This window comes from Marinobacter sp. F4218, from assembly GCF_019443085.1.
Classification (GTDB): domain Bacteria; phylum Pseudomonadota; class Gammaproteobacteria; order Pseudomonadales; family Oleiphilaceae; genus Marinobacter; species Marinobacter albus.
Genome location: NZ_JAHZIL010000002.1, coordinates 234,614 through 258,769, shown reverse-complemented (window position 1 = coordinate 258,769; position 24,156 = coordinate 234,614). Strand labels below are relative to the sequence as shown.

26 protein-coding genes and 1 tRNA gene are annotated in these 24,156 nt (G+C 53.4%); 7 read left to right on the top strand and 20 right to left on the bottom strand.

Going from position 1 to position 24,156, the window contains the following annotated elements:
* The first annotated feature begins 150 nt into the window (after window positions 1-150).
* A complete protein-coding gene (locus tag K0B93_RS01590; protein ID WP_219865515.1) occupies window positions 151-1,338 on the top strand; it encodes a DcaP family trimeric outer membrane transporter in 1,188 nt (395 codons plus the stop codon).
* 189 nt (window positions 1,339-1,527) lie between these two features.
* On the opposite strand, the gene K0B93_RS01585 is transcribed toward K0B93_RS01590, so the two are convergent.
* From K0B93_RS01585 to K0B93_RS01530, 12 genes are all read right to left on the bottom strand, one after another.
* On the bottom strand, window positions 1,528-2,817 hold the full coding sequence (locus tag K0B93_RS01585) for a S1 family peptidase (protein WP_219865514.1): 1,290 nt from the start codon (window positions 2,815-2,817) through the stop codon (window positions 1,528-1,530).
* Between the two features lie 488 nt (window positions 2,818-3,305).
* Window positions 3,306-4,247, bottom strand: a complete 942-nt coding sequence (locus K0B93_RS01580; protein ID WP_219865513.1) for an enoyl-CoA hydratase/isomerase family protein — start codon at window positions 4,245-4,247, stop codon at window positions 3,306-3,308.
* A 213-nt stretch (window positions 4,248-4,460) separates the two neighbouring features.
* Window positions 4,461-5,012, bottom strand: a complete 552-nt coding sequence (locus K0B93_RS01575; RefSeq protein WP_416383188.1) for a tyrosine-type recombinase/integrase — start codon at window positions 5,010-5,012, stop codon at window positions 4,461-4,463.
* Between the two features lie 498 nt (window positions 5,013-5,510).
* Complete coding sequence (locus tag K0B93_RS01570) at window positions 5,511-5,699, bottom strand: hypothetical protein (RefSeq protein WP_219865512.1); 189 nt, start codon at window positions 5,697-5,699, stop codon at window positions 5,511-5,513.
* Window positions 5,700-6,087: 388 nt separating this feature from the next.
* Window positions 6,088-6,456, bottom strand: a complete 369-nt coding sequence (locus K0B93_RS01565) for a DUF1989 domain-containing protein (RefSeq protein ID WP_285368301.1) — start codon at window positions 6,454-6,456, stop codon at window positions 6,088-6,090.
* Between the two features lie 121 nt (window positions 6,457-6,577).
* Window positions 6,578-6,880: a hypothetical protein gene (locus K0B93_RS01560; protein WP_228743159.1), complete on the bottom strand. Its 303-nt coding sequence runs from the start codon at window positions 6,878-6,880 to the stop codon at window positions 6,578-6,580.
* A 365-nt stretch (window positions 6,881-7,245) separates the two neighbouring features.
* A complete protein-coding gene (locus K0B93_RS01555; protein WP_219865511.1) occupies window positions 7,246-8,280 on the bottom strand; it encodes a fatty acid desaturase family protein in 1,035 nt (344 codons plus the stop codon).
* 119 nt (window positions 8,281-8,399) lie between these two features.
* Window positions 8,400-10,400, bottom strand: coding sequence for a hypothetical protein (locus K0B93_RS01550; protein WP_228743157.1), 2,001 nt, complete (start codon window positions 10,398-10,400; stop codon window positions 8,400-8,402).
* Window positions 10,387-10,635: an EAL domain-containing protein gene (locus K0B93_RS01545; protein ID WP_219865510.1), complete on the bottom strand. Its 249-nt coding sequence runs from the start codon at window positions 10,633-10,635 to the stop codon at window positions 10,387-10,389. The genes K0B93_RS01550 and K0B93_RS01545 overlap by 14 nt, the downstream gene beginning before the upstream one ends.
* Window positions 10,636-10,748: 113 nt before the next feature.
* Entirely contained in the window at window positions 10,749-10,910 is a 162-nt protein-coding gene (locus K0B93_RS01540; protein WP_219865509.1) for a hypothetical protein, read from the bottom strand.
* A 480-nt stretch (window positions 10,911-11,390) separates the two neighbouring features.
* Window positions 11,391-12,215 carry a MipA/OmpV family protein gene (locus K0B93_RS01535; RefSeq protein ID WP_219865508.1) on the bottom strand — a complete coding sequence of 275 codons (825 nt, stop codon included), beginning with the start codon at window positions 12,213-12,215 and terminating at the stop codon, window positions 11,391-11,393.
* Between the two features lie 1,142 nt (window positions 12,216-13,357).
* A tRNA-Ser gene (locus K0B93_RS01530) sits at window positions 13,358-13,448 on the bottom strand.
* A 272-nt stretch (window positions 13,449-13,720) separates the two neighbouring features.
* Here K0B93_RS01530 and K0B93_RS01525 point away from each other — a divergent pair.
* Together K0B93_RS01525 and K0B93_RS01520 are read left to right on the top strand one after the other, a co-directional pair.
* Window positions 13,721-14,251 (top strand): isochorismatase family protein, encoded by a 531-nt coding sequence (locus tag K0B93_RS01525; RefSeq protein WP_219865507.1) that lies wholly within the window; start codon window positions 13,721-13,723, stop codon window positions 14,249-14,251.
* Window positions 14,252-14,327: 76 nt separating this feature from the next.
* Window positions 14,328-14,978 (top strand): cupin domain-containing protein, encoded by a 651-nt coding sequence (locus K0B93_RS01520; protein ID WP_219865506.1) that lies wholly within the window; start codon window positions 14,328-14,330, stop codon window positions 14,976-14,978.
* A gap of 9 nt (window positions 14,979-14,987) precedes the next feature.
* Here K0B93_RS01520 and K0B93_RS01515 read toward each other — a convergent pair whose 3' ends face one another.
* The 7 genes from K0B93_RS01515 to K0B93_RS01485 form a co-directional block, all read right to left on the bottom strand.
* Window positions 14,988-15,518 (bottom strand): lipocalin family protein, encoded by a 531-nt coding sequence (locus K0B93_RS01515; protein ID WP_219865505.1) that lies wholly within the window; start codon window positions 15,516-15,518, stop codon window positions 14,988-14,990.
* 127 nt (window positions 15,519-15,645) lie between these two features.
* Entirely contained in the window at window positions 15,646-15,996 is a 351-nt protein-coding gene (locus K0B93_RS01510) for a DUF7352 domain-containing protein (RefSeq protein ID WP_219865504.1), read from the bottom strand.
* 92 nt (window positions 15,997-16,088) lie between these two features.
* Window positions 16,089-17,003: a LysR family transcriptional regulator gene (locus tag K0B93_RS01505; protein ID WP_219865503.1), complete on the bottom strand. Its 915-nt coding sequence runs from the start codon at window positions 17,001-17,003 to the stop codon at window positions 16,089-16,091.
* A 22-nt stretch (window positions 17,004-17,025) separates the two neighbouring features.
* Window positions 17,026-17,643 carry a flavin reductase family protein gene (locus K0B93_RS01500; RefSeq protein WP_219865502.1) on the bottom strand — a complete coding sequence of 206 codons (618 nt, stop codon included), beginning with the start codon at window positions 17,641-17,643 and terminating at the stop codon, window positions 17,026-17,028.
* Window positions 17,643-18,839 (bottom strand): MFS transporter, encoded by a 1,197-nt coding sequence (locus K0B93_RS01495; protein ID WP_219865501.1) that lies wholly within the window; start codon window positions 18,837-18,839, stop codon window positions 17,643-17,645. Before K0B93_RS01495 ends, K0B93_RS01500 begins: the two co-directional genes overlap by 1 nt.
* Before the next feature lie 4 nt (window positions 18,840-18,843).
* On the bottom strand, window positions 18,844-19,671 hold the full coding sequence (locus tag K0B93_RS01490; protein WP_219865500.1) for a CheR family methyltransferase: 828 nt from the start codon (window positions 19,669-19,671) through the stop codon (window positions 18,844-18,846).
* Between the two features lie 37 nt (window positions 19,672-19,708).
* Window positions 19,709-20,638, bottom strand: a complete 930-nt coding sequence (locus tag K0B93_RS01485; protein ID WP_219865499.1) for a chemotaxis protein CheV — start codon at window positions 20,636-20,638, stop codon at window positions 19,709-19,711.
* A 189-nt stretch (window positions 20,639-20,827) separates the two neighbouring features.
* Between K0B93_RS01485 and flgA the strand changes: the two genes are divergently transcribed.
* From flgA to K0B93_RS01470, 3 genes are all read left to right on the top strand, one after another.
* Complete coding sequence (flgA, locus tag K0B93_RS01480) at window positions 20,828-21,526, top strand: flagellar basal body P-ring formation chaperone FlgA (RefSeq protein ID WP_219865498.1); 699 nt, start codon at window positions 20,828-20,830, stop codon at window positions 21,524-21,526.
* 196 nt (window positions 21,527-21,722) lie between these two features.
* A complete protein-coding gene (gene flgM, locus K0B93_RS01475) occupies window positions 21,723-22,049 on the top strand; it encodes a flagellar biosynthesis anti-sigma factor FlgM (protein WP_219865497.1) in 327 nt (108 codons plus the stop codon).
* Between the two features lie 7 nt (window positions 22,050-22,056).
* Window positions 22,057-22,527, top strand: a complete 471-nt coding sequence (locus tag K0B93_RS01470; protein WP_219865496.1) for a flagella synthesis protein FlgN — start codon at window positions 22,057-22,059, stop codon at window positions 22,525-22,527.
* Between the two features lie 49 nt (window positions 22,528-22,576).
* Here the strand turns inward: K0B93_RS01470 and K0B93_RS01465 are convergent, their stop codons facing one another.
* Entirely contained in the window at window positions 22,577-23,317 is a 741-nt protein-coding gene (locus tag K0B93_RS01465) for a pilus assembly protein PilB (protein WP_219865495.1), read from the bottom strand.
* Between the two features lie 217 nt (window positions 23,318-23,534).
* Here K0B93_RS01465 and K0B93_RS01460 point away from each other — a divergent pair, with 217 nt between their 5' ends.
* Window positions 23,535-24,152: a peptidylprolyl isomerase gene (locus K0B93_RS01460; protein ID WP_219865494.1), complete on the top strand. Its 618-nt coding sequence runs from the start codon at window positions 23,535-23,537 to the stop codon at window positions 24,150-24,152.
* The last annotated feature ends 4 nt before the right edge of the window (window positions 24,153-24,156 follow it).

The following is a 24,156-nucleotide window of genomic DNA, read 5'->3' as shown; positions in this document are numbered from 1 at the left end:
AGGAGCGGTTTCCTGCGTCCGGAAATAAGCCGAACTGACCAACTCCAAGGGAGCTCAGATCATAAAAATAGACTTTTACTTCTTCAATGAAATCAAACCCTAAGAAAACAAAGACGCCCATTTAACAACAATATACAAGAGGAATACGACATGATGTTTTCTAAGAAACTCACTAACGCTGGAGTACTGGCTTCGGCGCTAACCCTTTCCGCACAGGCCTCGGCGGTGGATTTCGAAGCAGGAGATTCGACCGTCTCACTGTACGGTTATGCAAAGCTCGACGTGCTCTACGATATTGGCGATATCCGCGCAGGCACAAACGGCCTGGGCGAGTTCGTCAAATTCAATAACATTGCTCTTGATGGCCCCACCACCAGCGGCCACACAGACCTGCACGCCAATGAGTCACGACTGGGAGTGAAAACTCGCACGCCCACTGATCAGGGCGATCTCGTGATCAATATTGAAGGCGACTTCTTTTTCGGCGGGTTCCGAATGCGCCAGGCTTATGGCTCGTGGAACGGCGTGACCGCTGGCCAGACCTGGACCAACTTCCATACCTTCGCGGGCACCACACCGACTCTGGACTTCACCGGTCCAATCGGCCGCGACGCGACTCTCCGGCAGGCGCAACTGCGTTATAGCTGGAAGAACTTCCATGTTGCGCTGGAAGACCCTAACGGTGCTGTTTCGGGAGCCTCCTTCGATGGCGGCTACAGTGCAGTGGTAGGAGGGAGTTCAATCGCAGGCACCGATGTTGATCGCAAGGACAGCCTGCCAGATTTGACAATGCGCTATGAATCGCGCCTTGATACCGCGAAATACTCAGCAGCGGCTGTGGTGAGAGAGGTCGCACTCGATGATGGCACCGTTGATGACTCGGTGATTGGATGGGGCGCGTATCTTGCCGGAAGTGTGAATGTGACACCTGGCACCACGTTGCGTGGTCAAATCACAGGAGGAGACGGTATTGGTGCGTACATGAAACTCAATCCCGCACCCGCCGCTTATCGCGCTGGGAACGACCTTGAAACTGTCTTTTCTTGGGGCGGCACCCTTGGTATTAGCCAGGATGTCGGGCCTGGCACCATCAACCTGGCCTACTCCTATGTCGAGGCGGATTGGGATGACGCCTTAGAAGACGGACTTGTCCTTTCAAACGGAGCGGGTGGTACAGCTTTCGACAGCGAGCGAACCTTGGTTCACCTCAACTACATGTGGAGGCCGACGCCAAAACTGACTTACGGTATTGAAGTTTCCCAAGCCTCCAGATCCGCAGTCGATAATCGCGAGGGCGACGTGACTCGCATTCAAGGCAGCGCTATCTACAAATTCTGACGGAAATCGCAAAACATTGCTCCAGTCACGCTTGCTGACTACATCTGGCGTGGCTGGCCGCAAAGCGAACATTGAGGTTCGAGAATAACGCCTTAATCAACCGGCGCGTCAGCGGTCGGTTGAAGTATCTTGTAATGCCTCACTTTAAAAAGAGCCATAGTGCAAGAGCCCCGGCGCCCAGCTCTGATGTCATTCATCAAGCACGTCTCGCAAATTCTTGCCGATATTATTTTTAATTAACTCGCAAAACGAGGAGGCAGAATTTTTGAGTTTTATTTCCTTAGTGTTGTTAGATAAATGTTTGTTAAACTCATTAAACATAGTATTCGTGGGTGTATTACCTATAAGGTCAGGGATGCAATAATTTTCGTCGCTTAATGATTTTTCTAATTCTTCAACTATTTCGGCATGAGGCATTTTTAACCATATCATATGTAGTTCTGGTATTGAGTGGAACATATGCCGGATTTCATCTTCAAAATGTTTATACGTGTCCCAGTATTTTTTTCCTCCTGTACCTCGTGTGAGCAGAAGTTCAAATTTCCTGAGGATTCCAGCGTTGTATTTTGGGTATTTTTTAATCTTCATGCCAGAAGTTAAAACTTCAACATTTAATTCCTCTAGGACATCTTTGATTTGATTTGCGACTCCACAACCCTCTTTTGTCGCTCCCCAGCAAAGCCCAACTACATGTGTATTGTCATCGACTAATGCGGAGCCTGAATCACCCTGCTCCATGAATTTTGTTCCTGGGTCTGGCTGGATGAATAATTGATCGAAATATGTCAATCCGTCTTCAGTTATTCCTGACATAATATGAGTGATTTTCCCTTTAGTGAGTTTCGTTGTTCTACCTCGTTTTCTGACATTAAAGGGAAACTGGCTACGGAGTACGTTGCGTGAACCCTTAACATAACCGATATCTATAATAGAGTTTTTATATTTTATATCACTGTATGATATCGTAGTAAGGCCAGCATCTACTTTTTCATTTTTTACCAGACGAACTACCAAACCGATTTCTTCAAAAACTGCCGTTGGTTGGCCCACCACATACATCTCTTTTTCTAATACATGCTGATTTGAAAGTCCGAGCACTGTACCTGTTTCGATATCCCTAACAAAACAGCCTAATGTGCCAAATTTAAATGTTGGAAATCCAGCAGGTACCCCAGTCGTGATCTGTGTTCCACCTTGTAAAGGTCTATATTTTTCCCCATCTACGCATGGTTTTATCTGGCCATGCTCAATAACATCGGTTAAAAAACCATTGATTTTCTCTGGGATTCTGTCTTGTTCCGGTATCTTATTAAATTCCTTTTTTTTCAGCACATGAATACAAATTGCAAACTTGTCCGTGAGTTCATTATTGGTCATTTTTAGGCCAATACTTGTCCCATGTACGCCAGGTATTTTCATCGCTCTATCATGAAAGCTTTCTTGGGCACGCTTCATTTCTTCAAATTCAATATCCTTCATTATTTCTTCCTTTAAATATATTCATTGAGGTCCATCATTTGAGCCTAACTGTTGTCTATATTGCTCTAACGCTGAAACGCAGCGGCGCGCCTAACGCGTCCGCCTAGCGTGGCTAGTTGGTGCCGAAGCACTCTTGGAGTGTGATCAAGGCATCCGTACGGCATCGCAGACTCCTGCCCAGAGAGGAACCCAACTCGTGCGTTTATGCCTTAAACCGTAGTCGGAGTGGGCGGATTTGGCCAGAAGCAAAGGCCCGGCCCCGATTTTCAGATTGGCCTGGTCGCCTCTGAGGCATTGCCCCAAGGCGCCTTTACCTAAGCAAACTGGGATCGATACCAGCTTTATCCAGATCCTGCTGGATTTGACGTCGATACTTGTCCGCAGTGCCGCCAAGCTCCGCGGCCTGCTCGCAAAGCGGACATTCGGGTAAGACGTTTAACGCTCAAGCTCATGGGCGCCGCGCAAGTGGCGTCCCGTGGAGCGCGGGGTTAGCGATTCGTGAAATCCACGAAGGTGCCGTCTTCTAAACGTTTTCGTGCGGCAGGATCACCAGCAGGTAAAACGCCGGTTTTTTGAATATGGTCAACGTAGGCTTGCATCGCCCGTTTCGCCTGTGGTGTTCCCAGCTGTGCCAGAAACGCCGCCTGCTCAACATGGAGTCCTTTTTCAAGCGAAAGTGAGCCCCCTTCCAGAACAGCCTGCTTGGTAACACCCACCGCTGCCTTGGGTCTGCGCGCGAGCCGCTCAGCCACAGCGATGACTTTCTCCAGCAAGCGCTCATGCGGGACGACCTCAGTGACGAGCCCGAGACGTTCGGCCTCGCCGGGCGTAATCCCTCGGCCCGTCAGCATCAGCTCGAGTGCACGTGCCCGGCCAATAAGCCTTGCCATGCGCTGCGTGCCGCCGCCACCCGGCGGAAACGCCAGTAGCACCTCTGGCTGCGCAAGTTCACCGCGGTCGGAGATATAGCGAAGATCGCAGGCCAAAGAAAACTCCAAACCACCGCCAGCAGTCTGGCCATTGATCGCTGCAATGAAAATTGTTCCACTTCGCCCCATCCGCAGCAGAACGTCGTGGAAATCCTGTAGTTGCAGGACTCCAGCGGCTGGTGTTTTACGCAGCAAGGCACGCATGCCGGGAACTAGGGCAAGCATGCGTGTTATAGCCAGCGTAACTTTTGCCTGATTGTAGGAAACTGCGGGAGAGCTCTTTGCGACTTGCAGCAACTCTCCAACGTCGTAGTGAGCAATGAATCGCTCCGAGTTTGCTCCGGTGAAGACGACGGCGCCAATTCCTGGATCGATATCTGCCCGAATAACTAGTGCTTCCAGCTCTTGGATCATCGGTTCCGTCATAAGGGCATGCGGCGGATTGTCCAGCCTTGCAACCAGAACCCGCCCTCTTTGCTCGATCTTGATCAACACGCTCATGTGTATGTCTCCACGAAACTGAAACAGATGGCTAACGCCCGCAGCATGCGCGGTTTTGGAATGAAGGCGAAGCCGCAATGGAAAAGCCGTCGCCGTGACTGCGATTGTTTAGACATTGGAGGAGCCATAGAGAACCCTAATTATGATCATCAACTGACTCTGGAAGCCGTTACGTTTCCTAGCAGCCTGGGATCTAGGGCCACGTTACAGCAATCAGATCTCAATACTCTCAGCTATCTCCAAAGCATCTTCGACCTCGACACCAAGATATCGAACGGTACTGGACATATTGGTGTGCCCTAACAACAGCTGGACAGCTCGAAGGTTTTTGGTCTGCTTGTAGATCAATGTTGCCTTGCTGCGCCTAATCGAGTGAGTGGCATAAACGGAAGGATCGAGTCCAATGCTTCCGATCCACTTCTTGACGATACGGGCGTATTGATGAGTGGTGATGTGTTCAAACCTCCTGATCCGGCTCGGCCAAAGGTAATCCATGCCAGATAGTCCGCGATATTTGATCCATGCTTCGACTGACTCACGTGTTTTTTTGGTGATCTCAAACCTAACGGGTTGATTGGTTTTCTGCTGGATCACTTGCGCCCGGTCCAACACCTCTCCGTTCCTGGCAATATCTCGAACTATCAGCTTAACCATATCGCAGGAACGGAGCTTGCAATCGATTGCCATGTTGAACATCGCCAGTTCACGGACATTATTCGCGATTTCCAATCGAATGCGGATAGCCCATATTTGTTCGAGTTTCAGCGGTAGTTTCTGGCCAACGAGCTTTCCCTTATTTCAGGGCGCTTGGCAGATAGAGAATGTCATCATTTGGCCCTCTTAGGAGGGTGAGGGCCTATAAGTATGGTTCACAAAGGAGATATCTGCCCGCTAGCCGGAATAGCTGACGGTCGCAAAACGAACATTCAGGTTTGGCAATAACGCATGCCAGCATGCGCGCCTTTGTTTAATAGCTCCCCTGCAAATGGAGGCCCACCCCATTCTCTTGCTTCCTTGTTTTCAGCAAGATTGTTTTCACCTCAGAATCGGACGACGAATTTAGTAATCTGTGTGGAATTCTGAATCAGCGCCCCATCCTCGGATCTACTTTAAGTTTGTTTTGGACTTTGTCTGGAGTTAGGCGGGTAATTTACTGATCTCTTGTTTAACGGCGGTTTATTGGATGCTGCCAAGTTCCATGAACAACAACACCGCGCATAAGTTAAATATTGTGCTGAATCCATGATCGCTCATCACTCGTTGCTACGTTTCGTGGTACTCGTTATCGAGTGCGCGGGTCAGGCTGGCCTTAATTTCACCCCAGATAGCCACGAAAAACTCGGTCAGCGGCACCGCCAGCACCATGCCGGCCCCCCCCAGAATAGTGCCCCAAAAGAACAGGGAAATGATAACTAGTGCCGGGTGAAGGCCGGAGCACTGATAAAGGCGCAATCCTGGCCGCCAGGCCCTCCAAGGGCGTGATCCTGGCCAAGTTCGCGCCTCCGCTCAGGTTTAAAATAGGAATCTATTTACGCATGAGCAGTCGGATCATTGCGCTCCCTCACCCGGTTAACCCCCCGTCCGACGATTAATCCCTGCGCGTCTATAACGAATGCGGCGAATTAAAAGATCTGAATGCTCTGAACCGCCCACGTGAATGCTCCCGGCTGCATTTGCTCGGTTTCATCGGAAGTAACTACCTAACCAAGCACCTTTGTCGCTATCGAAGAGTGCCAAAGGTGCTTAGCTCAAGTGGGCAGCGACTAACCTCCCCCCCCTCTCGAAATAGTGGGCAAGTATCGCTGTTCCAAGCGAGCTGCTCTGCGACTCATCCAGTGACTCAGTAAACCCTGAAATTAAGGTCATAGATCTCCCTATCGTCACCGTTAACCGGTGTCATGTCCTGCGGGCAGGCAGACATTGCAACGATCAGATCTTCTAATGCCTCAAACTCCATTACATCGCCCGGCTTAGAAACCGGTGCGAGAAACTCAATAGCACCATCATCACTGAGTCCTACATTCATCCATAGGTTCAGAGGCGATGGGAGATGAGTAGCAGTCTCATCAACTGCTGCGAGCGCCATCCTCAGGTTATCGGTACGGATATCGTGATAACCAACAACTCCCAGCCCCTTATACCGACTGAGATCACAGGAAGCGATGAGCATGTCATGCACACCCGGAGAGGTGTCACTAGCGACTGATATTGATTTTCCGTCGGTTAAACCGCTATCGGCGTAACAAAATAAAGATCACGGTGGTGAAGGAGGCATCACCGTGATCTCCATGTCATAGGTGCCAGGCTACAAAAAAAGGCAGTTTTAGATATCAGTCGTTTGAAAAGCCGGAATCCAACCCCCCAGGGTTTACTGAGCCCTTTAGGTACGCATGGCAGTTCTGAACAAAAATGAGCCTTTTCTTGCCCACCACTTGAGATATCATTTGCTCGTCGACGTCCAGCAGCGCCACAATGCTCAACGCGCTTTTATTTCGAAGATCGCAGGCTGCGGCCATTAGTTCAACGGTGCTCTTTTTCTGAACGAATTTCAGATAAAACCACCGCCGCAAAAGCCCCTTCATCCCCTCAGTCGGTAAATAATTGCCCTGCGATACCTGAGTTAAACCGATCATGACGCCCTCCCGAACCTAATCGATTACCCGGGGTCAGGTCTTGCCTTTTGCCCCTGCTATTGGAAGCAAAAGGCAAGACCTGACCCTGGATCCATCGATCTGGCCACTGCAATAGCAGTGCACTGTTATCAACTTTGAAGGCCTGACAGAAGTCTGTCTGTTCGGTTGCACACCAAACGTCGCTTGAGCCCGTGGGGAAAGAAGGTTCGGTCACAAAGCGGACATTCAGATTGGCTGATAACGTCTGTCCTGAACGGTGAGAAAGCGGCAGTGAAGTGCAGGATGTTTATCCGATGCCTGAATTGGTAACTTCGCGATGGAGTCCACGCAGCGGATTTCAGGGCTCACCGACTAGGCAGCTCCTGTTAGCTAGCCTCCCGATAAGAAACCATGCGCTGCTTGTCTTCGTCCCAAAGGGCATAACGGAAGCAGTCTGCTATATCCCTCGGCGCGAGGGTCGTGGTCAACGGCGATTGTAGCTCCGGAATCGCCGCCATCACCTCGGGAAGGCGATAAAAAGGAATTCGGACGTTGAGATGGTGGATATGGTGAAAGCCAATGTTACCGGTAAACCACTGCATGACCCGATTCATCCGCATGAAACTTGAAGACTCCATGGCCCCCCGGTAATAGGTCCAGGCTTCGGGCGAAGCAATCTGCATACGCCGGAAACTGTGCTGGGCAAAAAACAGGTAGCACCCTAACGCAGAGGCAACAAGCATAGGGAGCAGGATGACAAAAAATGCCAGGCCGAAGCCACCCAACCACCAAAGCAGTCCAATCAGCCCGAAGTGAGTGATCAGCGCAATGAGGGAGTCAAGGTGTTGGGCTGGGGACCGAATTAACGGTATGAGTGTGATGTTGAGGCCGAAAACGATCGGATAACTCAGCACCACCACCAAAGGGTGACGCTGAACGCGATAGGCTAAGCGCTGCCACCGTGTTGAAGCCCGCCAGATACGGGTGGTCAAAAGCGGAAACGCTCCCACACTGGCGCCTGAGATCTGCCCCACATGGCCATGATGATAATTATGGCTAGCACTCCAGGAGCGGGTTGGAGTGAGGACAAAAGCGCCATAGGTATGAAAAAGCCAGTAAGCAACGCGTGAGTCTTTGAGAATGGCACCGTGAAGGTAATCATGGAAGGTGATAAAGGCACGTACCATCAAGAGTGCGCCCAGCAGGGAACACACAAGCTGAAGCGGCCACCACGGAAGCGCTCCGGCAGCTATCAGGGCCGCGATCATTAACCCGAAAGTAGGGCCGACTTGCCACCAACTTTGAACATAAGACTCTTCAACGTAAGGTTTGGTGGCTTGAATCAGCTCCCGGCCTACCCGGATATCAGCACTGTGTTCGGGCAAACTGCTGTTCATTTTCTGGATATCGTTCTGACGCATTGCGCGACCCTCCCTGCCTTAAAATTAAATCTTGAGGCAGGGAATTTCCAGCTCGCGGATCATTTAGAGATCACCACAGATATACATAGCGAATAATATGGGCTTCCTCGTCGCCTACCTCACTCATAACCCGCAGCCCAGCTGGTGCGGCCGAGCTCTGTGGCCCGGACAATGTCTGTCTCGGGAACCAACGACACGTCCCCCACTTCCCTCGTGTCGTAATGGAACACACACAAACGGGAAGCAAACTCAGCGAATGGGAGCGACGCTTCGCCATAGCGCTCACCATTACTCTGTGTTGAGCAGTTAATGCCCTGGCCCCAGTCCTGGCCGCTGTCGTTGTTGGGATTGAAAAAATAAAGCCGCATCAGGCCATCGCGATCGAGATTGACGCGAATAATGGTTATGGCGTGACGTCCAACGAGGCGCCCTCCACTATCGGTCACAGCTATACCCGCCGGCTGCGGGTGTATGACGGGTATGTTGCCGTTGTAGTAAGGGTGATAGCAGGCATAAAAGTGGCGGATAAAACCCTCATAATCATGAATTTTTCCGGTCTCCCGACTGGTAACACTGAGAAAGCCGTGTCCTACCCACCAGCCATACATTTCCGGATTGATCCAGCGATGCAAATCGTCGTCACGCACGCCGCACAGTCGCCCCATCTCGCCATATACGCGGTCAAGGTGGGGTATCAAAATCAATGAAACCGGATCGACATCGGTTGGGGGTTCCTTCGCGAGGCCAGCTTCCAGGCGCTGAGAATTAATGGTCTGGCCTTCGAACCGCATAACCACATCGTCATCACGGGCAGCCCAGGCGAGCAGTTGCAACAGGAAGTCAGCATCGTTGAAGGACCACATCGAAAGGCCAATGACTGACTGGCAGGTCGGATTGTTACCCTGGCCAACGCCTAACGGCTGCCCCAGAAGGCTCAGCACACCGGCCAGCAGATACACCCGCGGCGGGTGCGCATCACCGAAAACAGTGCTCAGTTTGTCCGCAGCGGTCTTGCACAGCTTCAGTTCAAGTTGCCGCCATAAACCCGCAGCCACGGGCGGGGTAAACAGGGACCCGCGTTCAAGAAACATGGCCAGGCCGTAGACAGCCTGGCAGGTTTCCGGATGAATAACCTGATCAATCAGTTCATGAACAATCTGACGGTAGCATTGGAGCACATCGTTGCCGGTGATACTCAGGCCCAATGCTAGGGGTAACAGGTCATCCCGGTGCTCCCGCAGCTGCCGTAACAGCATCGGATGATAGGGGGAAACCATGCCGGTTTCCTGCATCCCACTGGCAAAGCCTTTCGCCTCTTCAAACAGTGCAGCATCGTCCATGGCTTCCAGGCGTTCGCCGTAGACCGCGAAGCCCGGATCGTCACGGCAGCCCGGAGTTGGCCCGAATAAAGCGCTGACCAGACGCGCCGCTTTGTGCATGCCCGAGGTCTCGATTGCCGGATCGAACAGGCATTTGGCAATCTGGCTGACCATCTGTTTGATGCTGTCTGTCTGAATCGGGCGTTGAGCCAGCAGACGCCGTACTTCATCCACCAGGCTGTCGAGAATGCTCTCATAGCCCAGCCTGTTAAGCAGAAACTGATAAAGCGAATTGACGATGTGCCCGAGCCCTTGCGGACGCTCCCGATCCGCTTCGCTCATCTGACCTGACAACAGGTCCAGGTTCAGGGCCGTCACCTGAGCCAGGAAGTTTCTGGCCTGTTCCGCCGAGATTCCGGGATGCAGATAATCACCCATGGCCACGGCCAGCAGGCGGAGCTCACTCAGGGCTTCGATGACCGTATAGGCAGGGGCTCCCTGGCGTAACGTTCGCACAGCCAGCGCTGGCCGCAGAATGGCAGGCTGGTTCCAGTCACTATTGGCAAACACGCCCTTGGCCTCCATCGCCGGCACTCGATCGTACAACGCGTCAAGTCCTCCGGGAGCGGCCATGACCTGAAGTGCCGATTCCAGTACCTCGGTATTCGGCGCCAGAGGGTTGCTTTGGTGGGTCAGCGCAAGCTGTTCCAGGGCCTTGTCAAACGCTGCCACAGAAGCGCTGGCATCGGGATTAGAGCCGGAGAGAGTCACGATATCTTCCTTGCCTTTAATAAGGTGCATCGCGGATTAGCAATGCCTCGAAATAGTCCTGTCGAAGTGGTTTGGATAACAGGAAGCCCTGAGCATAGTTACACCCGATACGGGAGAGAAACTGCAACTGCTCGTCCATTTCAACGCCGCCCCCAACCACCTGTCCGTCTATCGCATGAGCCATAGCGATTATACCCTCCAGGATGCGGTCCGCACCGCCGCCTTGAGCAACGTCTTGGATCAGCTCTCGGTCTATCTCGGTCAAACCTTAAGTCACCGCTTTTTGACCAGGGATGTTCATGAAGTCTGAGGGCTCAGCGATTCTGCGAGTTTCGTAAATCTGAGCCTTCCCAGGATCTTCCGACAACCCCAAGATTACTAGCCGTCTGTTTTATCTTCGATGGCGTCGCCCGTATCCTCGACCGAATCATCAATTTCTTCGCCAGCTTCCTCTAAAGGCCCCTGCTGTTCGCAAGCAGACAGGGTGATCGTGAGACCACCCACAAACAAGGCGGCCAACATGGTTTTGTAAATGTTCATAGTTCTTTTCCTTTTCGACGAGATTGCTGAGAAGAAGACTGAAATACCACTGCATATCAAATTCAGTATGAGGGTCTAACTTACTCGAAGTGAAGTGGCCAGTCGGTTCGCTAACGCGCTTAAGAAAAGCAAGGGCCTCTCAGCGCAAAGGAAATGGATAGTGTTTAAAGGGGCCTGCTGACCTGCCCCCAAGCGCTGAACCGCTCTCTGCCTAGGTAGGGTCACTCCTGAGCCGGACGACCAATTTAGTACTTTGTTTGGAAACTGAAATCGGCCCGTTATTCTGGAATTTACTTTAAGTTTGTTTAGCACTTCGTGTGGAATTCGCGCCCTAACCTCGCGATCCCTGGCTTCAGGGGTTTAGCATTTTCTGTGGTCGTCCAACGAACTTCGGTCTGTCCTAGTGTGCAACTCCACTACGGTGGTTTTATAGTTGAAAGCGTCTGGACGAAAACTGCCCCAATTCTCTATTGAGGAACATCAAAACACATAAATGAAGCCAACACCGATCTCCGCTTCATAATCATTCCGAGATATTGGGCTATCTGAAACGTCACTCCCATAGACCTCGTAAAGAGCTTCACCGAAGACCTGCCAGCTCTCGTTCAAGTAATTTCGATAGTTAACATTGAAACCAGTTGATCTATAACCGCTATCAACATCGGTTTCTGGAAGACCTGAATCTATGGATTGTTGTGTGTTCACACCAAAGTCCCGGTTGGCCAGCTTTCCATCGTGGAAAGTGACAACAGCGCCAACTTCCCAGCCAGTGCCGTTAGGTTGGCAACCCAAACAAGTTCCTGCGCCGAAAATCCCGAGCGTACCGATTTCTCCTGTTAATACACGGCCATCTAAAAAGTAGCGCCAATCTTCTGTAAGGGCATGACGCACTTCCAACAGCAATGTCACCCCAGAACTCGATTCGCCTAACCCATCCAGTCTGCCATCTTCTGAATCGCCCTCTTCACGGCCTTCTTCGTAGCCTAAAGAGGTTTGAAACAACCAGGCATCCTTGGCCAGTGTTCGCCACCCAATTGCTTCACCTGCCCAGAAAAAAATGTGTTCGCCAGTTCGCCACTGAACACCCCCAGCCGGATCGATCTCAGGTTCGAATTCGTCCGAACCCTCATAAGCAGACTCATATTCAACGCCCAGCCCAAGCCCAACACCCCAACCATCGCCATCTGTAAAATCGTCGATAGAAGGAAGCGGAACGAGAGGGGTTCTTGACTCCGCCGCGTTTACCGATCCAAAACATGAAAGAACGCCCAGACATGTGACGACTTGAAGGACTATTTTTTTCATGGTTTTTTCCCCCTATCAAGCAAGAGGTGGTAACACGACTTACTCATCAGTATAGATTGTCGCCCGGCGTTTTCGGGTTTAACGAGGCCGCGTTTTAAAGGTGTCCACAGATTTCACTTATAGCTGCATTTATGCACAGTTAACTTCGCCGGGGTTTGATCGATTCCTGGAGGGCTTTTTGTGGGTGAGAAAAGGTCCGCTTTTGTTTACTTGTTCACTTTCTTTTCAACTATCCTTTTTGATGACGCGGTTGCCAAGGAGATAGCCCGACTTCTGGCAGATATAATGAGGGTTAAACCAAGAGGAACGATATCATGATGAAAATGATCCTGATGTTTCTTGCTTTATCTCTCTCAGCATTCAACGTGTATGCAAGTGATAACGATGATCGGTGCGACCCTGCCCAAAGCAAAGTGAATGGTCTATGCGTTTCCGGTGATCGAGATTGGCGCACCACACTTGGACTGAACAAGGATCACCGATCCGCTCATTTGTTGGCTTATGGTTCCGAACATGATCGCTGTTATTCAAGCTGTCAGGATCAATTGATGGCATGTGAAAAATCGGATTCAGCCTGCAATATGGAATTCCAGGAATGCACGAGCAGATGTGACTCGGAGTATATGTAGCCCTACCGTTGGTGCTTGATGAGCCGGTGCCATTATTGGAAACATCGAATTACTGAAGATAGTTAGCCCGGCTCCGACAAAAACCCAACGCCAACCTTACGGTGTTGGGTTTTTCTCCCTTTCATGCCCTCTTCCTACATTCCCATGAATGCAGGGTTAAAGCGGCCTGAGCCGCGCAGCCCCCGTCGAAGGTCCCTTAAATCACGGTCAAAGTTTTCGCGGGAACGAAACGTCTCTGGCTGTTGCAGAAAGCTCAACACACAACCGCTGACCAAGGGATTGCGCTGAACAGCAATTTTTCGGGACTTGGTTAACAGCGATACGCGTAAGGCGTGGAGGAACCCGCGATCACGGGCGAATTTCGGAAGGGGGATGCGGGTGTAATACACCCCGAAACTGCTACGCTGAAGGTACATAATTGTTCCACCTGATTGTTCCACCAGACGGACACAAACCTCAGCTATCGTATCTCCTCAGCAGGCCTTGCGGCGCAAGACATCGTCGGAAGATAATTGGCGGAGAGGGAGGGATTCGAACCCTCGATACGCTATTAACGTATACACACTTTCCAGGCGTGCGCCTTCAGCCACTCGGCCACCTCTCCAATAAACTGTTTCAAATCAGCAATCTCGTCGCTCATTTGAGGGCGCAAACTCTAATGGTTTTTCTCGCGTTTGGCAACTCCCTTTCGCCAAATCCTCCATTTTTTTCCAGCAGTCCGGGATTTCGTTGATTGGCTGAACCGTTTGAACGCTATTGTTAAAAAAGCCGATAATGAAACGCAATTTGTTGCCACAGGAACAAATACGCGATTGCGTTCCAAACGTATGGAAAAGGACGAAGGTGGGTTTCCGGCAGGGCCACAGGAGCAACCGCATGTTGATGAAAGCCGATCAATGCACTCTGGTGTTAATCGATCTCCAGGAAAAGCTGATGCCCGCGATCAGTCAGGGCGAGGAAGTCGTGGATCGGTGCCTCACACTGGCGACCATAGCCGGATTACTGGATGTCCCGATCCTGGCGACGGAACAGCTGCCGGATAAGCTTGGCCACAATGTGGACGCGGTTCGGGAACTTTGCCATCAGGTCATTCCCAAGCATCACTTTGACGCCTGCCCCGATGGCCTGATAGATCGCCTTCCCGAAGGACGACAGCAGGTCGTGATTGGTGGCTGCGAAACCCACGTCTGCATGATGCAGACGGCCCTCAGTCTTTTGGACGCCGGGTTCAAAGTTTGGGTGGTGGCCGATGCTACCGGGTCCCGCAATGAATTTGACAGGGATGTTGCTCTGGACCGACTCCACCAGAGTGGGGCAAGAATCGTTACTGTGGAGATGGCGGCGTTCGAGTGGATGAGAGACTGCAAGCACCCCAGGTTTCGCGATATTCAGAATCTGATCAAGTAGGATTCCAACTGCCCTATTCCATCTCCTGATCGCCTTTGTCTCTCGATGCGAGGCACATCAACTGTTGAGGTACCCCATGCTGAACATGGATTTTTCACAACGGGTAGTTATCCGTTCCGATAATGAGGACTGGCTTCCGAGCCCTGCCGGCGGTGTCCTGAGAAAGCCTCTGGCCAGGGAGGAGGCTGAGCGAGGTCACGCCACCAGTATCGTCCGTTATGAACCCGGCGCCTCATTCAAGCGACACGAGCATCCTCTAGGGGAAGAAATTCTGGTTCTCGACGGCGTTTTTTCGGACGAAACGGGAGACTATCCAGCGGGAACCTACCTACGAAACCCACCGGGCAGCGGTCATGCGCCATTCAGCAAAGAGGGATGTACACTGCTGGTAAAGCTGCATCAATTCGATCCTCGGGATCTGGATACGGTTCGCATTGACACTCATGCGACACCCTGGCTTCCCGGTATTGGCGGCCTGGAAGTCATGCTCCTCCACGATTTCGAGCACGAGCATGTTGCGCTTGTGAAATGGCCCGCTCACGAACGTTTCCAGCCACACCGGCATTTCGGAGGTGAAGAAATCTTTGTCCTGTCCGGAGAGTTCTGTGACGAACACGGTCGTTACCCGCCGGGAACCTGGATTCGCAGTCCCCACATGAGCGCGCATCATCCGTTTGTCGAGCAGGAAACCATCATTTGGGTGAAAACCGGCCATCTCCCGATATGACCCGCAGGCTTATTGATCGGTCACAGGGCTCTGGTCGACGACGATCAGCCCTTCCAGGTTGAATCCCTCGGCTTTTGCCCGCTCCCGAAAAGCTCTCATTGCCTCGTCAGTGACGTCGGGTGTACGCGACAGGAACCACAGGTACTCACGGTTATAGCCCGTAATATAGGCATAGTTGTACCCTGATTGGTCCAGCTCGAACACCACGTAGGAACTGTAAAACGGGCCGAAAAACGACACCTTCAGATGCCCGGTGTCTCGATCACCGACGAAAACGGCCCGACCATCAGCGACGCTCCATTCTCCCTTTTCAGTATTGTATCCCCGGTTCGTTACCTCGATGCTGCCATCGTCCATTAACGAGTACTCAGCGGTCACCCTGCTCAGGCCTTCTTCAAACGAGTGGTCCAGGCGAGCGACCTCATACCAGGTCCCAAGGTAACGATCCACGTCCAGCCCGGTGACAGGCTGGATTCCCTCCGGCACTCCCGTACAGGACGCCAGAAAAATGCTTACACACACCACCATCGCACGCATCATGATCCGTTGCTCGCCTCCCGCCTTGCATCCGCAACAATAACAGCTTCTTTCCCAACTCTTGCGGGAAACATACGGCGCCAGATAAAAAGGAGAGCAAAAAAAGGGCCCCGAAGGGCCCATCAGATCATCACGACAACGCTGTTTGACGCCAGTTGCTGCCGGGCAGGACATCGGCACCGCTGATTCCGAGTTCGCGTTCGACTGCGGGCAGTTCAAACACGTGGTAAGCCTCTGGGCCAAACGGGTCCAGCGCGGTATCCAGATAGACGTAGTCATCGGGAACCGGCTCACCGGAAAATACCACCCGGAATTGCCGCTCAAGGTTGCGAGCACCAACGCTCAACGGCTGTTCCACCCAGAGATAAACGGATTTGTCGGGAACAAGATATTCACACCGAACAACCCGAAACCCCTCGCGAAGCAGGAGGGTGGTGGGCGCTTTCCCCTGCTCCAATCGAAATTTATGGATAGTCTTCATGGCAAGTGCTCCTCTGCAATCGCATCCAACAGTTTTATAATGGACAGATTGAGAGCTCGACAAAATAAGCTTTTTTAAGCCGATTACCTCGATTATTTCGAGGCTCTCTGGATGGGCTGGAAGCTCACATCCCCCTGGCAGATGGCACGCACGCCATCATGAGCGGGATTCTTGCCACGCGTAATCGCGAAGAGTTCATCTTTCACATCATCAATGGATGCTATCTGCTCAACCTCATATTGCCGGCAAACTTCTTCACTGATGGCCGTCGGCGCCGCGAACACGCCCAATCCCTGGCGACCAAAAACCTTGATCAGTGCGCTGTCATCGATTCTTGCCACCAGGTTCATCCGAACCCCCTGCAGCGAGAACCAGTTCATGAGCTTTTCGAAATAGGGAGCATCGGTGGCGTTAGCCAATAATGGCTCACCGTTGAGAGAGGCTGGAAAGCCTTTTCGCAGCCTCCTGGCCAGCACTGGCGAGGCAAAAAGGCTTATGGTGGACCCTGCCAGCGCATGCACAGCAAAACTTCCCCGCTCATTTACACTCGGCATGCGGTCGATTAGCACGATATCCAGCTCCTTACGTTTCAGCCGCAGCAGCAAATCCTCGGGGCCGCCAGTCTGGCAGTTCAACTGAATCTGCCGGGGAAGAACCATCGCCGGTTGCAGGAGGTAATAGGCTATCAATTTGTGAATGGATGCCGAGACTCCTGCGGAAAGGGTAAGGGGGCGATCGGAAGGCGCAAGGCGGAGGGTTTCATTGAGTTCCCCGGCGAGCGTAAAAATCTCTTCGGCATAACCAAGGACCGTGCGCCCCAGGTCTGTCAGGATAAGTTTGCGCCGTTCCCGCTGGAACAGAAGGCCTCCAAGCGAGGATTCAAACGTAGCCAGCTGGCCGCTCAGGGTCTGGGGGGCAAGCTCCAATACCTCACTGGCCCTGGCAATCGACCCTTCCCGGCTGATCATCCAGAAATAGTAAAGGTGTCTCAGATTGAGTTGATCCACGGAAGCCACCATCGCTGTACTTTCAGGAAGGGCGCGGCACCTTCACTATATCACCGAAGGTCACGTATTCACTGCCACCCAATCGGCCGATTGGATCAATGGTGGCGGCATCAATCCTGAGCCGGTTCTGGTCATCGTACGCAATGGCCTGATCCGAGACGTAGGCCCCTTTCACGAGACCGAAGACCAGGCTCTGGGGCGCCGCACCAATCTCCTTGATTTCATACAATTCACAGGCGAACGCAACGTGACAATCCTTCAGCCGGGGCAATCGCGATCCTTCGAACGGCACGAGCTCCAGCCCGAGCCGAGCCAATTCTGACTCACCGTGCGGCAGGGTCCGGGAGGTTTCAGTCATCGCTGTGGCCAGTTCCCGATGGGCAATGTGGACTACAAAATCTTTTCGCTGCTCAATGTTGACCCGAGTGTCCTTGAAGGCGTTGTCGGTCGGTTTTCGACCGACGGAAAACATCAGCAGCGGCGGATTGCTGGTAATAGGGGTAAAGAATGAAAACGGCGCCAGGTTGTAGTCGCCATCCGGATTTTCACTGAGAACCCAGGCTACCGGTCGCGGAATAACCGTCTGGGTCAGAGCATGATAGACATCCGCGGAGTTCATTCCGTCAAAGTCGATAAACATCAGTTTCTCCTATGGGCTTCCTGGGCCGAGGACGGTGATCGAACCAGCCAGACCGCCATCAGTATTCCGTGGAGCATCAGGAACGGGATGGCAACCAGTACCAGACCGCCCCACCCCAGCCAGCTCAGCACGGCCCCGGCGGTAAGGGCCGCGGTCGCCTGGGAGCCAAAAACCATCATATCGTTAAGCCCCTGAACCCGGAATCGTTCAGTGTCGTGGTAGCCTTCCGGAAGCAGAGAGGTACCGCCAACAAACAGGAAGTTCCAGCCGACGCCCAGCAAAAGCAGCGCGCCGAGGTAATGATGGAAGCTGACGCCATTGGCCGCCAGCACGACACACCCCAGATAGGCGACCAGTCCAGCAGCCATCAGGATCGGAATACCAACCATCCGGGTCAGCCAGCCACTGATCAGGGAAGGCAGATACATGGCCATGATATGCAGTTGAATCACACGTTTGGCGTCGTCCAGATCGTGGCCCGCGATTTCGGTCATGCTTAATGGCGTTGCGGTCATAATGAAACTCATGACGGCATAGCCCACCGCGGCTGCGCTGATTGCAGCCCACACCAATGGGTTTTTCAGAATTTCAGACAGCGGCCGACCGCCACCGGACTGTGAGCTTCTGACCAGCTCACCTCTGGCCCTGTAGCCCAACGCAAGGATGATCAGTGCCGCGGCCTGAACCACTCCGAGCGCCACCCAACTGCTCAGAAATGGATAAACTTCCCCGGTACCGCTGCCGATGGCCGCCACCTCCGGCCCAAGCCACGCCGCCACCAGACCTCCCAGCAGAACCCGGGCAGCCGCAGACCCAGCCATACCAGCCGGCACCGACTCCATGGCTGCAAACCGGTACTGGTGCACAACCGCCAGTCCGGTGCCTCCGACTACCGAGGCAATGCAGAGAAGCAGGAAGCTTCCCTGCCAACTGGATACAGCGCCGAGAACGGCGGCAAGGATCCCCATGACAGCACCAAGCAGCATCACCTGCTTGCGCCCGGTTTTCTCCATTAACCAGGTCGCCGGTTTAATGGCGAGAACCGTTCCCACCACGACCAGTCCAACCGGCAGGGTCGCAAATTCCGGTGCCGAAGCGAGCAGGCGCCCCTGAATACTGCCGATGAATACAATGAACGGCGCCGTACACATGGCCAGCGCCTGCGCCGCAACCAGGACCCATACATTGAGGGGCATAGTTTTATTTTTTCCTGTAGATAATGCCCGGGTGGCACTGCACCATTTCATACAGGTCAGGCAGGCCATTGAGCGATTCGGACGCACCGAGGATCAGGTAACCACCGGGATTCAGAGCCGCGTGAATTCGAGTCAGAATATCCTTCTTGAGGTCGGCGGAAAAATAGATCAGGACATTCCGGCACATGACAATGTCGAACTTGCCGAGCATATAGCGCTCCAGGAGATTCAGCTCCCTGAACTCCACCATGGCCCTCAACTGGGGTTTGATCTGCCAGCCGCCATTCGGTGACGGCGTGAAGAACTGTCGCTGGCGTTCCGGCGAGAGACCCCGGCCGATGGCAATCATCTCGTACTCGCCGCGGCGTGCCACCTCCAGAACGCTCCTGGAGATATCGGTGGCGGTTATTTTTACGTCCCGGAGCCTTCCGGGTCGCTGGCGTCGAAACTCCTCCACGATCATCCCTGCCGAGTAGGGCTCCTGGCCGGTAGAGCAGGCTGCAGACCAGATGCGCAGCGGCTGTGTTGTCTTACGCTCGGCAAACTCCGGCAGAAGTTTTTCCTGGAGAATTCGGAAAGGATGGTTATCCCTGAACCACAGTGTCTCGTTGGTCGTCATAGCATCGATGACAACCTCACGCAGGTTCGCGCGGCCCGGGCGTTTGAGGCGTTCGAGGAGTTTACCGAGGGATTCGAGTTCGTTCTCTTCCAGGATGCGACGAAGGCGGCTCTTCACCAGGTACTGCTTATTCTCACCCAGCAAAATACCACAGGCATCCTGCAGGAATGTCTTGAAGGCTTCGTATTCCTGTGGCGTTATATCCGCTTTCATTGGATCTCTGTTCTGAGTGATTCTGTGCGCAGTGACATCAGGCCTGATCGATTATCTCCATGACCCGCTCTGCCAACTCATCCGGACTGAACTTGGCCATGAAGTCGTCCGCGCCAACTTTCTGAACCATTGCCCTGTTGAACACACCGCTCAACGACGTATGAAGCATGATGAACAGATCCCGGAGTGCGGGATCATCCTTGCATCGGGACACCAGTGTATACCCGTCCATTTCCGGCATTTCGACGTCTGAAATCACCAGCGCCAGATGGTCACACGCATTTGAACCATCTTCCGTAACCTTCTTGAGATACTCAAGCGCCTGTTTGCCATCGTTCCTGATGACAACGGTCATTCCGATCGCCGTCAAACAGCGCTCAATCTGGCGGCGGGCGACAGCCGAATCGTCCACGACAAGGACCGGCAAATGCCCGGCGACGCGCTCGGAAGTCTTGCTCAGCACGGCGTCCGTGACATCTTCCCTCAGAGGAGAAACTTCTGCAAGAATCTTCTCTACATCGATGATTTCTAAAAGTTTATCTTCTATTTTAGTGACAGCGGTCAGATAGACATCCTTGCCAGCACCCTTGGGCGGCGGAAGAATGTCTTCCCAGTTCATGTTCATGATCCGGTCCACACCTGTCACCAGAAAGCCCTGGGTCTTGCGATTGTACTCGGTGATGATGACAAAACTCGTTGGCACGGTTTCCTGCGGGATGCCTGGCAGCCCAATCGCCATACTCAAATCGATGATCGGGATGGTTTCACCTCGTATGTGGGCGACCCCCTGAACGACCGTGCGACTGTTAGGAATGGAAGAGAGCTTCGGACACTGGAGGACCTCTTTCACCTTGAACACGTTGATGCCATACATCTGCCGGCCGCGCAGACGGAACAGCAGCAGCTCAAGCCGGTTCTGCCCCACCAGCTGGGTCCGCTGGTTCACACTGTCCAATACACCTGCCATGTTCTCTCTCCCGGCCCACCGGACTGCCGCCGGCATGCATTTTGCTGCCATTTTCTCTATATCAAGGAGACGACAAAATCTTGTCGTTGCTTCCTTAACCAGCCTGTTTAACGGCTGTCCGCCCCGAATCCTTAGTTCTGGAGGGGGAGGTTTGGACGGTTTTTGACAGCATAGGACAAAGTGACACGTATGCGCATCACCATTTTCGCCCTCTTCCTGCTCCTGACCGGGATCACTGACGCCAGCGCAAAGACGACCGCCGACCAGATCGAAAAAGCGGCCAGCCGCTTCCTTGAGGCTTTTTCGACGCAGCAGGCCGAGGAAGGCTACGAAGTAACCTTCGAAGCCGGAACGGTGGACGACCGCCTGTCGCTGGCGAGCTGCGAAGCCCCTCTTGCCGTCGAATTCACCGGTGATCCCTGGAAGAGTACGCACCCTTCCCTTCAGGTTGCCTGCGAGGGCAGCAAACCCTGGCGTATGTTTGTCACCGCTTCCGTCTCCATTAATGGGCCCGCACTGATTGCCGCCCGCCCCCTGGCACGGGGAGAACGAGTCACCAGCGATATGCTGACAACGCAGTCGGTGGTTGTTAACGCCAGCCGCCGAGGCGTTATGCGCAGCGCCGATGACGTAACGGGTATGGAGGTGCGGCGTCCGGTCAATAGAGGATCTGTCATTACGCCGGACCTGCTCGCTGCCCCGGACGCAGTGGAGCGGGGTGACCATGTTATGATTACCGCCAGCAGTGGCGGATTCTCGGTCACCTCCAGGGGTAAGGCCCTGGCCAATGCTTCCATCGGTGAACAGGTTCTGGTCGAGAACCTTCGGACTGCACGCACCATAAGAGCCAATGTTGTTGCTCCCGGACGAGTCGAGATTCCGATGTAGAAGCCTTGCAAGGCAATGATCTGCCGTGCGGCAATTTGCTGCCGTCGGATTATCCGGAGATGCAGCCGAAAGATGGACAAGGCGTAATGAAATTTTGAAAAATTTCGTTAAAGAACTGTTCGGCGCGGCCGTTACATAGATACACACTCGAGTAAGTCATGCTCCGGCGTGACACCACAGGCAAGCAGGTAACGATATGTCAGTTGACTTTAATGGAATTGGCCGAGGCCAGGTCAACACCCAAAGGACCACAGCCGATAAATCCACCGGCAGCCAGAACACCCAGCCGGAGCCCAGCGAACAGGCGAAAACCCAGACCCAGGGAGCTCGCGGCGACAACGTCAGTCTCAGCAGTCAGGCCAAAGACCTGAAACAGCTCGAGCAGAAACTGGGTGATTATCCCGAGATGGATGATGACCGTATCGCCGAAATCCGGTCAGCCCTGGAAAACGGAACGTACAAAGTCGATGCTGAAAAGCTGGCCCAGAAAATGCTTGATATGGATAAAAGCATATTCGGGTGAGTAGAACATGGCCACAATCGATGATCTGAAAGACCTGCTCTCGCAGGATGTTCATCAACTGCAGGAACTGGCAGAGCTTTTACAGAAAGAGAAGGCCTGCCTCTCCTCCTCCGATGTGCGGGCCTTGCAAGGTCTCACATCTGAGAAAAACCAGCTTCTGGAACAGGTTCGGGGACGTGCCCGGCAGAAAATCCATTGCCTGGTGGCCATGGGCTACAAACCGGACAGCGGCGAACCGTCCCGCTTCCTGCGCAGTGCCGGACTTACCGAGCTGTATGACCTGTGGAAGCAGGCAGACACCAGCATGCGCAAATGTCAGGCTTTGAACCAACACAATGGGCGGGTAATGGCCCACCTTCAGAAGCGACTCTCGCGCCTCACCGATATCTTCCGGGGCGCCACCGGCCAGCAGAAACTGTACGGTCAAAAAGGCGAGCATACGACGGTCTCAAGCCGAACCATCCTGGCCAGCGCGTGACACCAGACGATATTCCCAATGAAAAACGCCCGGAAGTCCGGGCGTTTTTTTATCGCGTGTATATGGTCATCCGCGAGTCGGGATCGAAACGGATATCGTGAATGCTGACATTACCCATTGACGGGCCTCGACTGCCACTGACCCGGATGTTATCCATTCTTATTACCTCGATACGTTCCGGAAATGCCAGCGTCAGCGCTCCATCCCCGCGCACAGCGTAGCGCGGTTCCCCGTCCTGGTAGTGAACTCCGGAAATGGTCAGGTCCGAGTCCAGGAAATTCAGTACCGGCACAAAAATATTGGCGGTCAGCTTCAGGCCCTCAATGACATCGGCTGAGATGCTGCCATCACTCTCCGACGAGGTTTCGGCCATCCTCGAGACTTGTTCAATCCGGTCCAGAAGCGAAGGATCCCCCTGGCCGAGAACCCGGTCGAGTTCCGAATCCACCAGGGGCCTCATCGCGCCGCGCTCATAGACCTCACCCATCGCCGCGGAACTCTGTGCGGCACTGGTGCTGCTGCTCGCGGCAAAACTGACCAATGGCTGAAACGGCAAGGTGACAACGGTGACCAGTGCCGCCGCATTGCGGTAGCGCGACTGGTGCTTCAGTACCCGATGCAATTCCTTTTCGGTGAGCCAGCCCGACTGGATGAACACTTCCCCCAGTCTCTGACCGGTTTCCCGCTGCACCCGGAGACCGTCTTCGAGCTGTTCCTCGGACAAATAACCGCGACTGATCAATAGCCGCCCAAGACGCGACTTTTCTTCAAATCCCTGACGGATTCTCACTCGATTCTCCTTTCCCATAGTGAAAACCGTACAACTCGGCCCGGTATGAAATGATCGTAAAACCGACACCCCTTGAGCGTAGCCCACTTGCTAAAAACTGCGCCTGTGCAATCGCCGAAAAAAACGCCGCATTCTGCTAAGATCCTGCTCCAGAAAGCAGATACCATGAATTATTGCAGGAAACGTCTCTGCAACTAACGAGGAGAGAACCGTTAAAATGCCAAATTCCGTAAAACCGTCCCGGTCTGTGATCCCTGCACTGATTCTGTCTTTGGCCGCCCTGCTGCCACTCCAGAGCCACGGTCAGAGCACGGGCCAGGAAAACGTGGAACAGCTCCCCAAGGTAAAGATTGTTACCAATAAAGGGCCTTTCGTTCTGCAACTGCGCCCGGACGTGGCGCCAAAAACGGTTGAGAACTTTTTGGAGTACGCTGAAAGCGGCTTCTACAACAACACTGTTTTTCACCGCGTGATTCCCGGGTTCATGGTTCAGGGGGGCGGCTTTACCGCGAAACTTTCCCGGAAATCCACGAGCGATCCCATACCGAATGAGGCCAGTCCGACCCTGAAGAACCTTCGGGGCACCGTTGCCATGGCCAGGACCAGTGCACCGGATAGCGCTACCTCACAGTTTTTCATCAACCTGGTCGACAACGGCTTCCTGAATGCCGGCGTTCGCGGTGCCGGATATGCCGTATTCGGCAAAGTGACCGAGGGCATGGGGGTTGTGGACGCCATCGGCGGGGTAGAAACCGGGTATTCCAAGGGGATGGCGGATGTACCCGTGGAGCCCGTGGTGATCGAGAGTGTCTCGATACTGGAGCAACCCCGGTAAAGCC